The 16,250-nt window shown below is 66.2% G+C and carries 15 protein-coding genes; 5 read left to right on the top strand and 10 right to left on the bottom strand.

Features of this window, described 5'->3' with window-relative positions; translation table 11 throughout:
- The coding region (locus ACHFFA_RS07500; protein WP_394270222.1) for an ABC transporter permease at positions 1 to 1,496 on the top strand (1,496 nt) is incomplete at its 5' end.
- Between the two features lie 60 nt (positions 1,497 to 1,556).
- On the opposite strand, the gene ACHFFA_RS07495 is transcribed toward ACHFFA_RS07500, so the two are convergent.
- A complete protein-coding gene (locus tag ACHFFA_RS07495; protein WP_394270221.1) occupies positions 1,557 to 4,268 on the bottom strand; it encodes a TonB-dependent receptor in 2,712 nt (903 codons plus the stop codon).
- 252 nt (positions 4,269 to 4,520) lie between these two features.
- Here ACHFFA_RS07495 and typA point away from each other — a divergent pair, with 252 nt between their 5' ends.
- Positions 4,521 to 6,338 carry a translational GTPase TypA gene (gene typA / locus ACHFFA_RS07490; RefSeq protein WP_394270220.1) on the top strand — a complete coding sequence of 606 codons (1,818 nt, stop codon included), beginning with the start codon at positions 4,521 to 4,523 and terminating at the stop codon, positions 6,336 to 6,338.
- 66 nt (positions 6,339 to 6,404) lie between these two features.
- Positions 6,405 to 7,880 (top strand): sodium/proline symporter PutP, encoded by a 1,476-nt coding sequence (putP, locus tag ACHFFA_RS07485; RefSeq protein WP_394270219.1) that lies wholly within the window; start codon positions 6,405 to 6,407, stop codon positions 7,878 to 7,880.
- On the opposite strand, the gene ACHFFA_RS07480 is transcribed toward putP, so the two are convergent.
- Positions 7,877 to 8,536 carry an SdpI family protein gene (locus ACHFFA_RS07480; RefSeq protein WP_394270218.1) on the bottom strand — a complete coding sequence of 220 codons (660 nt, stop codon included), beginning with the start codon at positions 8,534 to 8,536 and terminating at the stop codon, positions 7,877 to 7,879. The genes putP and ACHFFA_RS07480 overlap by 4 nt on opposite strands.
- Complete coding sequence (locus ACHFFA_RS07475) at positions 8,533 to 8,817, bottom strand: ArsR/SmtB family transcription factor (protein WP_394270217.1); 285 nt, start codon at positions 8,815 to 8,817, stop codon at positions 8,533 to 8,535. Before ACHFFA_RS07475 ends, ACHFFA_RS07480 begins: the two co-directional genes overlap by 4 nt.
- Positions 8,818 to 8,901: 84 nt before the next feature.
- Between ACHFFA_RS07475 and ACHFFA_RS07470 the strand changes: the two genes are divergently transcribed.
- A complete protein-coding gene (locus ACHFFA_RS07470) occupies positions 8,902 to 9,564 on the top strand; it encodes an extensin family protein (protein WP_394270216.1) in 663 nt (220 codons plus the stop codon).
- Positions 9,565 to 9,643: 79 nt separating this feature from the next.
- Here the strand turns inward: ACHFFA_RS07470 and ACHFFA_RS07465 are convergent, their stop codons facing one another.
- The 7 genes from ACHFFA_RS07465 to ACHFFA_RS07435 form a co-directional block, all read right to left on the bottom strand.
- Complete coding sequence (locus tag ACHFFA_RS07465; protein ID WP_394270215.1) at positions 9,644 to 10,270, bottom strand: response regulator transcription factor; 627 nt, start codon at positions 10,268 to 10,270, stop codon at positions 9,644 to 9,646.
- A gap of 154 nt (positions 10,271 to 10,424) precedes the next feature.
- The gene (locus ACHFFA_RS07460; RefSeq protein ID WP_394270214.1) at positions 10,425 to 11,171 is read right to left on the bottom strand and encodes a peptidase; all 747 of its coding nucleotides are present in this window, start codon (positions 11,169 to 11,171) and stop codon (positions 10,425 to 10,427) included.
- 15 nt (positions 11,172 to 11,186) lie between these two features.
- A complete protein-coding gene (locus tag ACHFFA_RS07455) occupies positions 11,187 to 12,143 on the bottom strand; it encodes a transglutaminase domain-containing protein (protein WP_394270213.1) in 957 nt (318 codons plus the stop codon).
- Positions 12,143 to 13,087, bottom strand: coding sequence for an alpha-E domain-containing protein (locus ACHFFA_RS07450; protein WP_394270212.1), 945 nt, complete (start codon positions 13,085 to 13,087; stop codon positions 12,143 to 12,145). Before ACHFFA_RS07450 ends, ACHFFA_RS07455 begins: the two co-directional genes overlap by 1 nt.
- A gap of 16 nt (positions 13,088 to 13,103) precedes the next feature.
- Positions 13,104 to 14,531, bottom strand: a complete 1,428-nt coding sequence (locus ACHFFA_RS07445; protein ID WP_394270211.1) for a circularly permuted type 2 ATP-grasp protein — start codon at positions 14,529 to 14,531, stop codon at positions 13,104 to 13,106.
- A 78-nt stretch (positions 14,532 to 14,609) separates the two neighbouring features.
- A complete protein-coding gene (locus tag ACHFFA_RS07440; RefSeq protein ID WP_394270210.1) occupies positions 14,610 to 15,362 on the bottom strand; it encodes an esterase/lipase family protein in 753 nt (250 codons plus the stop codon).
- A gap of 48 nt (positions 15,363 to 15,410) precedes the next feature.
- Positions 15,411 to 15,962, bottom strand: coding sequence for a DUF3617 domain-containing protein (locus tag ACHFFA_RS07435; protein ID WP_394270209.1), 552 nt, complete (start codon positions 15,960 to 15,962; stop codon positions 15,411 to 15,413).
- 93 nt (positions 15,963 to 16,055) lie between these two features.
- On the opposite strand from ACHFFA_RS07435, the gene ACHFFA_RS07430 reads away from it, so the two are divergent.
- On the top strand, positions 16,056 to 16,250 hold a 195-nt coding region (locus tag ACHFFA_RS07430), incomplete at its 3' end, for a hypothetical protein (RefSeq protein ID WP_394270208.1).

Genomic DNA, 16,250 nt, shown 5'->3' with positions numbered 1-16,250 from the left:
AGTCTGGACTGGTCTTCGATCCCGCAGCGCTGGCGCTGGCGGCTGCCTATGGCCTGCTGGTGGCGCTGGTCTTTGCCGCGCCCCCGCTGCTGCGCGCGCGCCGCTTTCCGGTAATGGACCTCATGCGCGCACGGATCGCGCCGCTTGCCCGGGATCGCGCGGCCATGTGGACCGTCACCGCCGGTCTTGCAGGCATCGCCGCGCTTGCCCTCCTCACGTCCGAGCGCCCGCTGCTGGCTGCCGGGTTTCTTGTGGGGGCCGCTTTGGTACTGGGTCTGCTGTGGCTGCTGGGCCTTGCGATCCGTGCAGGCGCGCGCCGGCTGCCGCGACCGGCGAACCCGATCGTGCGCACCGCGCTTGCCAATCTCCACCGCCCCGGCGCCAATACCGGCGCGCTGGTCACCGCGCTCGGCTTCGGGCTGTCGGCCTTCGTTCTCCTCGCCGCGGTTCAAAGCGCGATCGATGGCAATATCGAACAGCGCGTCCCGGCCCGCGCGCCCGATTACTTCGTGCTCGACGTGCCGCGCACCGGAGAGGGCGAGTTCCGGCGGATCGTCCTCGCACAGGATGCCGGCGCGGACATCCGCACCGTGCCGGCCCTGCGCGGGGCGGTGCTGGCGTTCGGCGAACGCGACGCAATGATCCGCACCGCCGAGCTGGAGGATATCCCCGAAGGCGCCTGGGCGCTGCGCGGCGAACGCGGGCTGACCTATGCCGACGCCCTGCCGCAGGGCAACAGCCTGACCCAGGGCAGCTGGTGGACGCCCGGCTGGCAGGGCGAGCCGCTGGTCTCGGTCGATGCTGAATTTGCCGAGGCCGCCGGGCTTGAGATCGGCGATTACCTGACTTTCGGTATCCTCGGCGTCGAACGGACGGCGCGGATCGCCAATTTGCGGCAGATCGATTGGGAAAGCCTCGGGTTCAACTACGTCTTCGTGCTCAGCCCCAATGCCCTGGCCGACACGCCGCACAATCTTGCCGCCACCGTCCAGCTTTCGGGCGATGCGCCGACCGGGCCGCTGTTGCAACAGCTGGTGCGCGCCTTCCCTTCCGCCTCGGTGATCGAGGTCGGCGGGGTCTTGCAGCAGGCGCGCGCGATCCTCGAACAGGTCGGCCTGGCGACCCTTGCGGCGGCCAGCGTCGCGGTGCTGGCAGGGCTGGCGGTGCTGCTCGGCGCGATTGCCGCAGCGCGGGCGGCGCGCACCTACGATACGGTTGTGCTGCGGGTGCTGGGAGCGGACCGGCGGCAGATCCTGATCATGCAACTGATCGAATACGCGCTGCTTGCCGCCGCTCTGGCGCTGGTGGCGCTGCTGCTGGGCAGCGTGACCGCTTGGCTGGTGGTGACCCAGCTGTTCGAGTTCGACTGGCTGCCGGACTGGGGCGAAATCCTCGCCGTTCTCGGCCTCGGGCTGGGCGTGGTGTTCGTCTTCGCCTTGGGCGGATCGCTTCCGCTGCTGCGCGCAAGGCCGGCGCAGGCGCTACGCTCGCTCTAGCAACGAAAACGGGGGCGGCACACCAGGTGCCGCCCCCGCCCCGTATTCCCTTGTGCGCTCCTAGAAGCGATAACGCGCCGCAACGCCGTAGGTCCGCGGCTGGTTCGGGTACCCCGACACCGACTGCGCCTGCGCAACGGAATCGAACACCGTGGTGATGTAGCGATCGTCCAGCAGGTTGCGGCCCCACACACTCAGTTCCAGACCCATCCCGAAGGCATAGGTGATGCTGGCCGACACGTCGTCGATCTGGCGCCGGAACGGACGCGCCGCGGCGATGGCGATCGGCTGCGTGCTGGGATCGCGCGGGTTGTAGAATGCCGGCAGACCGTCGACGATCTGGGTCGGCGCCTCGTAGTGGTAGTTGGCGGTGAGAATGATCCGGTCGCCCGCGGCGTTGATCTCGCGGTCGTACTGGCCGCCGAAGCTGGCGGAAATCTCGGGCACGTTAGCCACCTGGAAGCCCGACAGATCGCCCACCGAGCTTCCGACGAAGCTGTTGAACTTCGCATCGAGGTAGGTGAACGCGACGTTAAGGGTCAGCTCGTCGGTCGGCCGCACGATGCTGTCGAACTCGATGCCGAAGGTTTCCTGTTCGCCGGCATTGGCCAGCGCGAAGCCGGTGCCGGTGAAGATGTTGCTCTGGAAGCCGTCGATCGTCTGGCGGAAGAAGGTCAGATTGCCCGAGGCGAAGTCCCAGTTGCCCTTGATGCCGAGCTCGTAGACCGTGGTATCTTCCGGCCCGGCGAAGCGCGAACCCGTGGTGAGGTTGACCGGCGCGAGACCGGCCGCGCGGATGGCCGCCAGGTCGCTCGCCAGCGGACGGCTGTCGCGCGAGAGGTTGAACGAGCTGGCCTTGAACCCGGTCGCGTAGCTCAGATAGACGTTGAGCGTGGGCGACACGTCATAAGCGAGGCGCGCGGTATAGCTCCAGTCGGTGTCCGCGGTACGGCCATCCTCGACGCTGTTGGGAACGTTCAGGAAGGGCGGCAGGAACTGCAGCGTACGCAGCGCGAGGAACGGGTTGAGCGCCGGGTTGGCGGCATTGGCCGCGGCAAAGGCCTGCACCCCGGCCTGGATCTGTCCGACGATCGGCGCAGTCTGCGGATTGGCTAGGAAGCTGGCGATTTCCGCCTGCGTGGCCGGTCGCCCCAGACCGAAAGCCGTGCCGACCTGCGACGGGAACGCCTGCGCGAAGATCGCCGTCGAGCCGACCTGCTGCAGATCGAGATTCGAGAACACGTCGGTCGAGACGACATCGGTGGTGATGCGCTTCTTGTCGTCGGTGTAATTGGCGCCGAGCGTCAGGACCAGCCCGTCGGCGATCTCGAAATCGGCCTGGCCGAAGATCGACAGCGCCTCGTTGTCGAGCGTGTAGTTCTCGGTCAGTCCCTGGCCGGCGATGAAGAAGTCGCCCGCCAGATCGCGACCGGTCAGGGCCCCGATCGTCGCCTCGAGGGCCGGCACGTTGAACGCCCCGCCGCTCGCACCCTGGATCAGGAGGTTGGCGTAGGAACGGAAATCATCGCCGAAATAGAGCTCGTTGCGCTGCTCGATGTCCTCGTTGAAATAGAACGCGCCGAGCAGGACGTTCAGCCGTTCGCCGATCTCGCCCGAAATGCGCGCTTCCTGCGTGAAGGTCGAAATGTTGAGATCGGCGAAGTTGCGACCCAGCAGATCGGCGCTGGTGAAGTCGGAATCCTGATCGGTCACGAGGTCCGAACGACGATAGCCGGTGATCGAGGTAAGCCGGAAGGCGCCGAGGTCATACTCGAGCTGGCCCGAAACGCCGTAGTTCTCGATATCGTTGGTCGAATCGAGATTGGTGTAGATCACGTCGGCGAAGGGATCGTTGGGATCGGGGATCTGCCCGCCGATGGCGAGGATCGCATTGCTTGCCGCGCTGCGCCGCAGGTTGACAACGCCGCAGCAGATCTCGTCGATCTTGTCGTAATCGGCGATCAGGCGTGCGCGAAACGGGCTGCCGTTGTCGAACAGGAGCTGGCCACGGGCGAACCAGCGATCGCGGTCGTTGCTGTCGGTGCCGGTGATCGGGTTTTCGAGATACCCGTCCCGCATGTTGACCCCGCCCGCCAGGCTGAAGGCCAGCGTATCGGCCATGATCGGACCGGTAACGAGGCCCTTGGCGACGATCGCGTTGTAATTGCCGTAGGACAGGTCGACGAGGCCGCCGAACTCGAATTCCGGCTCCTTGGTGACGATCGAGATCACGCCCGCGCTGGCGTTCTTGCCGAACAGGGTAGACTGCGGGCCGCGCAACACCTCGATCCGCTCCACATCGGGCAGGTCGGTGATCTGGCTGGCGGTGCGGCTGCGATAGACCCCGTCGACGAACACGCCGACCGAAGGTTCGATGCCGGCGTTGTTGGCACCGTTGCCGAAACCGCGGATCAGGAAGTTGGTGTTGGCGCTGCTCTGCAGCTGATCGACCCGCAGCGAGGGGATCTGGGTCTGCAAATCCTTGAGATCGCGGATTTGCGCCCGTTCGAGCGTTTCGGCGGTGGCGACACTGACGGCGACCGGGATTTCCTGCAGGGTCTGGGCGCGCTTGGTCGCCGTGACGATGATGACATTGCCGGTGGCGCTGTCTTCCTGCGTTTCGAAACTGTCGCCATCGACGGGCGGCTCGGCCGGCGTTTCGCTGTCGTCGACGGTCTGGGCGCTGGCGATCTGGGGCGCGGCGAGTGCGGCGGTGCCAGCCAGCAGCATCAGGCGCAGGCGCGCGGTTGCGGAACGGGTCGCAAGGTTCATGGTCATCTCTCTCCATGGCCGCCTGCCGCGATGCCCTCCATCGCTTGCACATCCGGCTCTCTACGAGCGCAGCTATTCCTTCGCGCCGGCCGGCTCAAGTGTGCATGACGCAGGGTGTTCCGTTCCGAGGCTTTGTGGCATTTGCGTCACTATCGGCGCGCTTGCCGATAGACTGCCTTTTCGCTAGGGGCGCGCACGATCCGGCCGGGCGCCTGCCTGGCCCCGCCCCGTATCCATTCGAAAGCCCAACCCATGTCCCGCGACCTTCGCAACGTGGCGATCATCGCCCACGTCGATCACGGCAAGACCACGCTCGTCGATCAGCTGTTCCGCCAGTCCGGCACCTTCCGCGACAATCAGCGCGTGGAAGAGCGCGCGATGGATTCCAACGATCTCGAGAAAGAGCGCGGGATCACCATCCTCGCCAAGTGCACCAGCGTCGAATGGAACGGCACCCGGATCAATATCGTCGATACCCCCGGCCATGCCGACTTCGGCGCGGAGGTGGAGCGCATCCTCAGCATGGTCGACGGGGTCATCCTCTTGGTCGACAGTGCCGAGGGGCCGATGCCGCAGACCAAGTTCGTGACCGGCAAGGCGCTGGCACTGGGCCTCAGGCCCATCGTCGTCGTCAACAAGATCGATCGCAGCGACGCCCGCCCGCAAGAGGTGCTGGACGAGGTGTTCGACCTGTTCGCCAGCCTCGATGCGAATGACGAGCAGCTCGAGTTTCCCTCGCTCTGGGCCTCGGGCCGCGATGGCTATGCCAGCGAAGACGAAACCGCCCGCAGCGGCGATCTCAACCCGCTGTTTGAACTGATCACCCGGCACGTGCCGCCGCCCGCGCTCGATACCGAAGGTCCGTTCAGCTTCCTCGCCACCCTGCTCGACCGCGACAATTTCATGGGCCGCGTGCTCACCGGGCGGGTCCAGTCGGGCACTATCAACATCAACGATCCGATCCACGCGCTCGATGCCGATGGCAATGTCATCGAGGTCGGCCGGGCGACCAAGCTGATGAGCTTCGACGGACTCGAGCGGGTGCCGGTCGAGAGTGCCGCGGCCGGAGACATCATCGCGCTCGCCGGGCTGGAGAAGGCGACCGTCGCCAACACCATCGCCGACCCCCAGGTGCGCGAGCCGATCAAGGCCCAGCCGATCGACCCGCCGACGCTGGCCATGCGCTTCGCCGTCAACGACAGCCCGCTTGCCGGGCGCGAGGGCAGCAAGGTCACCAGCCGCATGATCCGCGACCGTCTGTTCCGCGAGGCGGAAACCAACGTTGCCATCCGCATCACCGAAAGCGCCGACAAGGACGCCTTCGAGGTTGCCGGGCGCGGCGAACTGCAGCTCGGCGTTTTGATCGAGACCATGCGCCGCGAAGGCTTCGAACTGGGCATCAGCCGCCCGCGCGTCCTGTTCCGCGAGGAAGGGGGCAAGCGCCTCGAACCGTTCGAGACGGTGGTGATCGACGTCGATGACGAGTTCAGCGGCACGGTGGTCGAGAAGATGCAGCGCCGCAGGGCCGAGCTGACCGAGATGCGCCCCTCGGGCACCGGCAAGACGCGGATCACCTTCTCCGCCCCCAGCCGCGGCCTGATCGGCTATCACGGGGAATTCCTCTCGGACACCCGCGGCACGGGGATCATGAACCGCCTGTTCGAGAAGTACGACGAGCACAAGGGACCGATCGAGGGCCGCCAGAACGGCGTGCTCATCTCGATGGTCCCGGGCGAGGCCGTGCCCTACGCCCTCAACGCGCTGGAAGAACGCGGCGAACTGTTCATCGGCGGCGGGGCCAAGATCTACGAAGGCATGATCATCGGCGAGAATGCCAAGCCCGACGACCTCGAAGTCAACCCGATGAAGTCGAAGCAGCTGACCAATTTCCGCTCGACCGGCAAGGACGATGCCATCCGCCTGACCCCGCCGCGGGTGATGACGCTGGAACAGGCCATCGCCTATATCGACGATGACGAGATGGTCGAAGTGACGCCGCAGTCGATCCGGCTGCGCAAGACGATCCTCGATCCGCACGAACGCAAGCGGGCGAAGCGCGCCTCGCAATAGGGCGCCTGCTTCCACTGCCATGCGCCGGTGGCCAAAGGCGGGGATGGGTGATACCTGCCCCGCCCCATGGCCACCCTAACGCTCGTCTCGCTCTCGCTTTATTTCGTCCTGATGCTGGCCATCGGGGTGTGGGCGTGGAAGCGTTCCAACGACACCAGCGAAGGCTATCTTCTCGCCGGGCGCAACCTGCATCCGGCGGTGGCTGCCCTGTCGGCCGGGGCGAGCGACATGAGCGGGTGGCTGCTGCTGGGCCTTCCGGGCGCTCTCTACGTCTCCGGCCTGGTCGAGGCTTGGATCGGCATCGGGCTGTTCGCCGGCGCGCTGGCCAACTGGATCCTCGTCGCCCCGCGCCTGCGGCGGCAGACCGAGGAATTGGGCAATGCGCTCACGATCCCGGAATTCCTCGCCAACCGCTTTCCCGACCATGCGACCGCGCTGCGGCTGATTTCGGCACTGATCGTGGTGCTGTTCTTCTCGGTCTATACCGCGTCGGGCCTGGTTGCCGGGGGCAAGCTGTTCGAAACCAGCTTCGCCGGCCTGCTGCCACAGGCGGGGCTGGGCGATTACATGCTCGGCATCTGGATCACTGCGCTGGTGGTTCTGGCCTATACGATGATCGGCGGTTTCCTGGCCGTCAGCCTCACCGATTTCGTGCAAGGGCTGATCATGGCCACTGCGCTGATCGTCATGCCGCTGGTGATCATGTTCGGCCCCGGGGGGAGCGCGGGGGGCTCGCTGACGCAGGTGCCAGTCCCGGGCTTCCTCAGCCTGACCGAGGGGCTGACCGCGCTCGGTTTCATCAGCGCGGTCACATGGGGTCTCGGCTATTTCGGACAGCCGCATATCATCGTGCGCTTCATGGCGATCGACCGGGTGGAGCGCATTCCCCTCGCCCGCAGCATAGGAATGGGGTGGATGGCGGTGGTGCTGCTCGGCTCGCTCGGCATCGGGCTTGCCGGCCGCGCCTATGTCGAGCGCAACGGGTTGGTGATCGACGATCCCGAGACGATCTTCATCGTCCTTGCGAACCTGCTGTTTCACCCGCTTGTCACCGGCTTCCTGCTTGCGGCGCTGCTGGCGGCGATCATGTCGACCATCAGTTCGCAGCTGCTGGTCGCCTCATCCTCGCTGACCGAGGATTTCTACAAGCTGTTCTTCCGGAAGGACGCAGGCGAGCGCGAAAGCGTGAATGTCGGCCGGGTCTGCGTCGCGCTGGTCGCCCTTGTCGCGATCTGGATCGCGCGCGACCCCGACAGCGAGGTGCTGGGACTGGTCGCCAATGCCTGGGCAGGGTTCGGCGCGGCCTTCGGTCCCCTGATCATCCTGTCGCTGACGTCGAGGCGAATGACCGGGGCCGGCGCGGTTGCCGGGCTTGTCACCGGGGCGGCGGTGGTCGCCGGCTGGATCGCGCTCGGCTGGAACAGCAAGCTGCCCGGAATGGATGGCGGGCTGTACGAGATTGTGCCGGGCTTCATCGCCTCGTGGCTGGCGATCGAACTGGTCAGCCAGATGACGAGCCGGAGAGGTAGTGTAACCGCCTAGGCCTGCCGCTTGCCCCGGTTCCGATACCACCAGCTGTAGACCAGCGGCACCCCCGCCCCGATCGCCACGGCGACCAGGACGACGATGGCCGTCGTCTCGGGCGGGATCGGCAGCAGGCTGGCCACCGCGATCGCCGCGCCTGCGGCCATCATCAGCTTGCCCCCCAGCCGGTGCGTGGCGATCCAGTTGTCGGTATCGGTGAGGGTCCAGGGCGTCCTTATGCCGACGAAAAACCCCGGCCGGCTCTTGGGCAGGACATTGCCGACCCAGACCAGCATCAGCCCCATCGCCAGCATGATCGCCTTGACCGGCAGCGCAATACCCCACACGGCCAACCCGATCGCCGCCTCGATCACCAGCATCACGCCGAGCAGACCGAGCCAACTCGCCCGCAACACGGCGGACGACGCCTCGAGCCGCTGCTGCAAGGGTTCGATGCGCGGGATCGCTGCGAATATCAGCGTTGCCAGCAGAACCACGCCCGCCGGCATTAGCAAGGCCGGGAGCGCCGGGCTGAACCGATCGGCCTGCCCGGCGGCGTTCCAGTGAACAGGAAGCACCGCATCGGCAGGCAGGCGCCCGGCGGTGAGGAAGGCAAAGCCAATCATCGCCGCTGCGACCGAGAGGGAGACGAGGATTAGCGGACGCGTTTTCATTGCTCTTCTCCCGGACTGTCATGTGTGAGGCCGACGCGGCCCATGAAGCCCAGCAGGGCCTCTTCGAGCGTCGACAGGTTGAGGGTATAAAGGATCGTCCCGCCCTGCTGTTCGCCCCGGATCAGGCCGGCCGCCTTCAGCTTGGCGAAATGGCCGGACATCGTGGGCTTTGAGACGTCGAAATCCGCGGCCAGCTGGCCGGCGGTAAGGCCGCCATGCTTCAACCTTTCCAGCACCGCCCGGCGGATCGGATGGGACAATGCATCGAAGACCCCGGTCATAGGGTTTAGCTAAATGGCTAAATCATTCGTGTCAATGCTCGCGCGGTTATTGCCGGGTTCAGCGCAAGCTGCGAAGGTGGCTTGATGGTAGCGAAACTCGCCCTCCCCGTCGTCCTGTCGCTTGCGTTGGCGGGATGCGGCGGTTCGGTCGCGCCGCGGGCCGCCGAAGGGCCGCGGGTGAGCGCACCGGCCCGCAGTCCGATCAGCCCTGACGGCAAGCTGTGTCTGACCGAGCTGGCGGCGCAGAGGGCGGCCTTCTCGCCGCTGCCCGACCGCTATCACGGGCCCGGATGTTCGGTGGTTGGCGCGGTCAACCTGACGGCGGTGGGTGCCGATGCGGGACGGCTGGCGATAACCAATCTCGGGCCGCTGACCTGCAATGCCGCGACCACGCTGGCAGGCTGGGCACGATACGGCGTCGACCGGGCGGCGCGTCAGATCCTCGGCTCGCCCCTGCGCTCTATCGAGACCATGGGCAGCTATGCCTGCCGTAATGTCGGCGGCAGTTCGCGGCGCTCCGCCCATGCGCGGGCCGACGCGATCGATATCGGCGCCTTCGTCCTTGCAGACGGGCGCCGCATTACCGTGCGCGGCGGGTGGACCGGCAGCCGCGAGGAGCGAGAATTCCTGCGGGTCGTGCATCGCAGCGCCTGCAAGCGGTTCGGAACAGTGCTGGGGCCGGATTACAACGCCGCGCACGAGGATCATCTGCATCTCGAACCCGGTGACGGCTCTTTCTGCCGCTAGGCCTGGCACCGGGTCCGGGGCGACGCGGAGCCCCCACCCCGCGCCGCCCCGCCGACTGAACTGCCCCCAGGGACCAGTGCTATCTCGCGGCCGCCAGTCCTGCATCGAGGCTGGCTTCGATATGCAGCCGCACCGCCTGCGCCGAATGGCGTGCCCCCACCTTGCTCATCATGTTGGCGCGGTGAATTTCGACCGTGCGCGGGCTGATCTGGAGTTCACGGGCGATCATCTTGTTGCTGCTGCCCTCCGACAGCCAGTGGAGCACTTCCCGTTCCCGCGGGCTGAGGACCGCGATGCGGCTGCGGGCCTCGATCATGCGGCGACGGGCGTTGCCATAGGCCTGCGCCTCGCCTTCGATCCGCGCCGCGCTTTCCCGCAATTGCGCCGGGTCGAGCGGCAGTTGCAGGAAGCCGAGCGCCCCTGCCTTGATCGCGGCGACCACTTCGTCCGGACCGGCAGCCGCCCCGGTGGCGATGACCGGCAGCCAGATCCCCGCCGCCGCCAGCGCATCCAGCACCGCGGCAATGCCACCGGCCCCGTCGTCGCCGTGCACCAGAACCATGCCACCCCTGGGCCGGACGTGGATCAGTTCGTCGACATCGGCATAGACTTCGCAATGAAAGCCTTGTTCGAAGCCGAGCCGTGCCTGTTCCGCCCGCGAGCGGATCGAGGCGTCGAGGATATGAAGCGTTGATGTGTTTGCCATGCGCCGGGTTTACGCAGCCCACGCGCCGTTCGCACTTCGTTCTCGCTCCATTACGGACCGAACGCCGCGTAATCGCCCTTAGGGTGCTCTACCTAAGGAGAACCACGGATGCATCCATATCGGAGCATTCGGCTGAACTCCCTTTCCGCCACCCTCAATCCTGACGATAAAAGCTGTAGTCCGGAAGCGAGTGGAAGGCGTTTTTCAGGGCTTCGCCCCACATCTTCGAGATCGACTGGAAGTAGGCATCGTCCTGCCCGATCCGCTTCTGGTGGCTGGCGGTGAAAGAATCGCGTTCGATCACCAGCAGGTCGAGCGGCAGGCCGACGGAGAGATTGGCCTTGAGCGTCGAATCGAAGCTGACCATCAACAGCTTGGTCGCGTCCTCGAGGCTCATGGCACGATCGTACCCGCGGATGATGATCGGACGGCCGTACTTGGTCTCGCCGACCTGGAAGAATGGCGTATCGGCCCCGGCCTCGATGAAATTGCCTTCGGGATAGATCAGGAACAATCGCGGCTCCATTCCCTTGATCTGCCCGGCGACGATCATCGACGCGGTGAAGCGGCCCTGCCCCCGCTGGCCGTTGGTTTCCTGCGTTTCGGCGATGGTGGTGCGCAGCAACCGGCCGATGGCGGTGGCCGCGCGGAACATGGTCGGCGCCTTCAGCAGGACGTTGTCACGCTCGTCCGGCGCGCGGGTGCGTTCTTCAAGATGACTGATGACGGCCTGGGTGGTCGCCAGATTGCCGGCGGTCATGATGCTGATGATCCGCTCGCCGGGGACTTCCCAGGTGAACATCTTGCGGAAGACCGAAATGTTGTCGACGCCCGAATTGGTCCGGGTGTCGCTCATCAGGACAAGGCCCTTGTCGAGCACCATTCCTACGCAATACGTCATGCGGCTCCTTCCGGCCTACTGCTGGGATTGCTGTTGTTGTTGCGAACGGCCCTGCGGCCCCGCCTGAGACTGGGACTGTGATTGCGACTGGGAGCCGGTCCCACCTTGCGACTGCGACTGCGACTGCGACTGGGAGCCGCTCCCGCCTTGCGACTGCGATTGCGACTGGCTCTGCCGTTCGACCGCCACCTCGACGTCGAGATCGGTCGTCACGGTGCCGATACTGATCCCCGTGATCGGCGCCGCGTCGCGGTAGTCGCGCCCGGTTGCCACCCGGACATAGCGGGTGTCCGGGCTGATCCCGTTGGAAATGTCGAACCCGACCCAACCCAGACCGTCGACATGCGCTTCGGCCCAGGCGTGCGTCGCCTCCTGATGGATGCGGTCGTTCATCATCAGATAGCCACTGACATAGCGCGCCGGGATACCGAGGGCGCGGGCGCCGCCGATGAAGATATGCGCATGGTCCTGACACACGCCGCCGCCCTGGGCGAAGGCCTCGTCGGCGGTTGTCCGCACGGTGGTGACGCCGGTCTGGTAGGTCACCGCATCGCGGATCGCGGCCGACAGGCGATGCAGCGTGTCGATCGGATCGCCGGGATCCGGTTCGAGCTCGGTCAGGAGGGCGCGGATACCGTCGCCCGGGCGGGTCAGCGGCGTCTGCCCCTGAAAGCTCCACAGCGGCAGATGGCCCGAATGCTCGCCGATGATCCCTGCATGATCGCTGGTATGGACGATACCGCTGCACGCGATGGTGACTTCCTGCGCGCCGGGGATCACCGATACCAGGCGGGTGCGGTTGCGGTGCTGGTCGTCATAGGCCAGTTCCTCCAACGCGTTGGTCAGGTCCATCCGCCAGTCGAGGATCGACTGACCTTGCGTTTCCTTCGGGATCAGGCGCAGCCGTTGCAGCGCGTGCACCACCGGGGCATCGAAACGATAGGTCGTGGTATGGCGGACCGAGAGGCGCATCAGGACAGAAACCGATAATCGGTGGCGATGGCATCGGCGATCGCCCCGTTGGCATTTGTGAACGCAAGCAGGAACTGGTGCAAACCCTGGTCGAAGATTTCGTCGATCGTCAGGCTGGCCAAGCGGGCCTGCGCCTCGCGGACCAGCGTGTTGCTCTGGCACGCGCCGTCATGAAGCGCGGCGAGCGACGCGAGGTTATCGGCCAGCGAACGATAGGAAAAGGCGATGCTGCGCGGGAAGCGATCGTCGAGGATGAGAAACTCGCAGATGCGCCGCGCGTCGACCCGCGCGGCGTTGATCCAGCGATAGGCACGGTCCCCCGAGACCGAGCGGAGCAGCTGATCCCACTGCCCGGTATCGAGGCTCGATCCGACATAGGACAGCGAGGGCAGCAGCAGATAGTATTTCATGTCGAGAATGCGGGCGACCGAATCCGCGCGTTCGATGAAGGTGCCGCACAGGGCGAAATGATAAGGCTCCTCGCGCAGCATCGAACCGGCGAGTGCCCCGTGGGCCTGCGTTCCCGCCCGGCGGATGGTGGCGATGGTTTCGAGGACGCTGTTCTCGCCAACCGGGCGGTGCAGCTGTTCCTGGATCGCCAACCAGTTGGTGTTAATCGCTTCCCACAATTCACTGCTGATGGCGTTGCGCGTCAGCCGGGCGTTCTGGCGCACCTGCCCGAACATGGTGAGGATCGAGGACGCATTGTCCCGGTCGCGCAGCATGAAGTTCCAGACCTGCATCCCGGTATAGGTCGCATGCTTGGCCTCGTAGGCGGCGCGCTGGCCGGATGTCTCGATGACCGAGCGCCACTCCTCTTCCGCCGTCGCCAGATCGCGGGTCAACGCCATGCGCAGCGCCGCATCGAGCAGCCGCGCGGTATTTTCTGCGCGCTCGAGATAGCGGAACATCCAGAAAAGGCCGTTGGCGGTGCGTCCTAGCATGGCGGCAGCGGTTCCATCAGTCCTTCAGCACCCAGGTGTCCTTGGTCCCGCCGCCCTGGCTGGAATTGACGACCAGCGATCCTTCCTCGAGCGCGACACGGGTGAGCCCGCCGGGGACGATGTCGATCCGTTCGGGCGAGACGAGAACGAAGGGCCGCAGGTCGACGTGCCTCGGGGCAAGGCCGCTGGCGGTGAAGACCGGGCAGGTCGACAGCGACAGCGTCGGCTGAGCGATGTAATTATCGGGCCGCTCGACGATCTTGGCCCGGAACTCCGCGATCTGGGCCTTGGTCGACGCCGGGCCGACCAGCATCCCGTAGCCGCCCGAACCGTGAACTTCCTTCACCACCAGTTCGTGCAGATGGTCGAGCACGTACTTGCGCGCCTCGTCATCGGCGCAGCGCCAGGTTTCGACATTGGGCAGCAGCGGTTTTTCGCCGGTGTAGAACTCGACGATCTCGGGCATGAAGGAATAGATCGCCTTGTCGTCGCACACCCCGGTGCCGGGCGCATTGGCGATGGTGATGCCGCCCGCGCGATAGACGTCCATGATCCCCGGCACGCCCAGCACGCTGTCGGGATTGAAGGTCAGCGGATCGAGGAATTCGTCATCGACCCGGCGATACAGCACGTCGACCGGCTGATAGCCCTGCGTCGTGCGCATCGCCACCCGCCCGTCGACGACCCGCAGATCGCTCCCTTCGACCAGCTCGGCACCCATCTGGTCGGCCAGGAAGGCGTGCTCGAAATAGGCGGCGTTATAGATCCCCGGGGTCAGCACCGCGAGCCGCGGACGATCCCGCGCGCAATCCGGCGCACAGGCGGCGAGGCTGGTGGCCAGCCGGCGGGGATAGTCCGACACCGTTTCCACCGGCACGCGCATGAACAGCTCGGGAAACATCGCCATCATGGTTTCGCGGTTCTCGAGCATGTAGCTCACCCCCGAGGGGGTGCGGGCATTGTCCTCCAGCACGAAGAATTCGTCCGGCCCGGTCCGCACGAGGTCGATGCCGACGATGTGGGTATAGACCCCGCCCGGCGGAGTGAAGCCGACCATGTTGGGCAGCCACGCCGTGTTGTCGCGCAGCAGCCCCTCGGGCAGGCGCCCGGCGCGGACGATTTCCTGCCGGTGGTAGAGATCGTGCATGAAGGAATTGAGGGCGGACACCCGCTGCTCGATCCCCCGCGTCAGGCGCCGCCATTCGCCCGCGGTGATGATGCGCGGCACCATGTCGAACGGGATCAGCCGCTCTTCGGCTTCCTCTGCGCCATAGACGTTGAAGGTGATCCCGGTCTTGCGGAAGTTGGTCTCCGCCTCGGTGTGCTTGCGAGCGAGAAGTTCGCCATCCTGCCCGTCGAACCAGTTGCAGTAATCGGCATAGGCATCGCGCACCGCCCCGTCGGAGCCGTACATCTCGTCGAAAAAGTCGGCCCTGCCGCCCATGCTTCCCCTGTGGCCAGTGACGTCGCCCCTCGTGCAGCGCCTGCGGGGACAATGCGCCCCGTTCTACAGGGTAAGCCTTCAGCCGCGATCCAGTTCCGCGAGCACGGCTGCCAGGGCCTCATGGCTGAGGACGAAACCCATGTGCGAACAGCGCAGCGCGATCGCCCGGTCGCGTTCGCCGGGCAGTCCGCGGGCGGCGCGCGGGTGGACAATGCCGTCCCGTGCGCTCCACATGGCGACCGTCTCCACCGGCGGCTTCTGCGCCACCACCGTCTCGATCTGCGGTTCGTCCACCCGGTGCCCGGCTATCGCCTGATAGGCCCGCCAGCCGTTATTGGCCCGCGGGCTGTAGGAGAACGGCGAACCCAGGGTTATCACCTTGGCCACCTTATCGGGATGCTTCTTGGCCAGTTCGCGCGCCATGACACCGCCCAGGCTCCACCCGATCAGCACCACCGGAGCCGGATCGCGGGCCGCAAGGTCCAGCAGGCGCTGCTCGACCTTGTCGAAGCGGTCGGCCGTGGCGCCGAGATTGGTGCCCACGCCCCACCGCTTGGCCGTATGGCCGGCCTCCTCGAGCTTGCGCGCCAGCCAGCGCATCCGGATCGGATGGGCACCGAACCCGGGGAGCAGCATCACCCGCTGCGGGCGCGACGCCGGACTTACGGCATAGGTCTGGAACCGCCGGCGCACCGGTTCGAGCGGCCACAGCAGCTCGCGCGCCATCAGGCCCGCGCGCGGGCCGCGCGCGTCGTCACTGCATGGTTCGGCGGCAAGGGCGATGCGGCGCCCCAGCTCCTGCCGTGCAGCCTGGAACGGAAGTCCTGCCATGACAGGCAGATAATCACGCAAGGGTTGGCGCGTTCCTGAACGGGCCCGTCAGGCGGGACAATCGCCAAGGCGGTTCATGCCGATCTTCATCACCATGCGCTTGTCCTGCCCCTCGCCCGCGCCCGGTTCGACCACGGTCATCGTCATCTGCGAGGTGGTTCCGGTCGATACGCCATCGAGCGCGACCTCCGCCTCCTTGCCGGCATTCTTGCAGGTCATCTGTGCCTTGAGGCCATCGGCGTCGGAGGTCAGGTTGCGGATGGTGCAATCCCCGTTCTGCAGGCTCTGCGCGATGCCGACCATGCCGTTGCGCGCATCGTCCTCCGCAAGGCAGCGGGCGGGCGCCATCTTGCCCATCTCGCCCAAAAAGGCCTTGGCCTGGGCAATTTCCTCGGTGCTGAGGGAGGGATCGACGATCTCCAACAGTTCGGTCGTCATCGCATATTGGCCCGGCTGCAGCGGTGTGACCTTGGCCGCCGCCGCGGTCACCTCTTCCGCCGAGACGGTGCCATCGCCGTCGGCGTCCGCATCGTCGGCACCGCCACCGCAAGCGGCCAGCGTCAGCAGGAGGGGAGCGGCAAAGAAGGCATAAGCGCGCATCGAGGTCTCCGTTGATCGGCCGACGCTAGCACCCGCCGCCACCGGCGCAAGCTGCGCGTTGCACGCGGCGGGGGCGGCGCCCATATGCGGCGCATGGCAGAACTTGTAATCCGGCGCGGCCTCGACGAACCAGACACCACCGGCGATTTCGTCCCGCACAAGCCGCTGCGCCCGGAAAAGTCCATGGGTGGTCGGCCCTTCAAGCTGGTCAGCGAATATACCCCCTCGGGCGACCAGCCGACCGCGATCGCCGAACTGGTCGAAGCCGCCCGCGCCGACGAGCAAGGC

It is taken from the genome of Qipengyuania sp., from assembly GCF_043423005.1.
GTDB lineage: Bacteria > Pseudomonadota > Alphaproteobacteria > Sphingomonadales > Sphingomonadaceae > Qipengyuania.
The sequence above is the reverse complement of the archived record's forward strand: the minus strand, read 5'-3'. Positions and strand labels throughout refer to the sequence as shown.

What these genes read in the sequence shown, in the direction of transcription:
- ACHFFA_RS07465 (WP_394270215.1), bottom strand. Translation starts at nt 10,270, where the DNA reads ATGGCAAACACATCAACGCTTCATATCCTCGACGCCTCGATCCGCTCG.
- ACHFFA_RS07495 (WP_394270221.1), bottom strand. Translation starts at nt 4,268, where the DNA reads ATGAACCTTGCGACCCGTTCCGCAACCGCGCGCCTGCGCCTGATGCTG.
- ACHFFA_RS07435 (WP_394270209.1), bottom strand. Translation starts at nt 15,962, where the DNA reads ATGCGCGCTTATGCCTTCTTTGCCGCTCCCCTCCTGCTGACGCTGGCC.
- ACHFFA_RS07470 (WP_394270216.1), top strand. Translation starts at nt 8,902, where the DNA reads ATGGTAGCGAAACTCGCCCTCCCCGTCGTCCTGTCGCTTGCGTTGGCG.
- ACHFFA_RS07475 (WP_394270217.1), bottom strand. Translation starts at nt 8,817, where the DNA reads ATGACCGGGGTCTTCGATGCATTGTCCCATCCGATCCGCCGGGCGGTG.
- ACHFFA_RS07460 (WP_394270214.1), bottom strand. Translation starts at nt 11,171, where the DNA reads ATGACGTATTGCGTAGGAATGGTGCTCGACAAGGGCCTTGTCCTGATG.
- ACHFFA_RS07450 (WP_394270212.1), bottom strand. Translation starts at nt 13,087, where the DNA reads ATGCTAGGACGCACCGCCAACGGCCTTTTCTGGATGTTCCGCTATCTC.
- typA (WP_394270220.1), top strand. Translation starts at nt 4,521, where the DNA reads ATGTCCCGCGACCTTCGCAACGTGGCGATCATCGCCCACGTCGATCAC.
- putP (WP_394270219.1), top strand. Translation starts at nt 6,405, where the DNA reads ATGGCCACCCTAACGCTCGTCTCGCTCTCGCTTTATTTCGTCCTGATG.
- ACHFFA_RS07455 (WP_394270213.1), bottom strand. Translation starts at nt 12,143, where the DNA reads ATGCGCCTCTCGGTCCGCCATACCACGACCTATCGTTTCGATGCCCCG.
- ACHFFA_RS07440 (WP_394270210.1), bottom strand. Translation starts at nt 15,362, where the DNA reads ATGGCAGGACTTCCGTTCCAGGCTGCACGGCAGGAGCTGGGGCGCCGC.
- ACHFFA_RS07480 (WP_394270218.1), bottom strand. Translation starts at nt 8,536, where the DNA reads ATGAAAACGCGTCCGCTAATCCTCGTCTCCCTCTCGGTCGCAGCGGCG.
- ACHFFA_RS07445 (WP_394270211.1), bottom strand. Translation starts at nt 14,531, where the DNA reads ATGGGCGGCAGGGCCGACTTTTTCGACGAGATGTACGGCTCCGACGGG.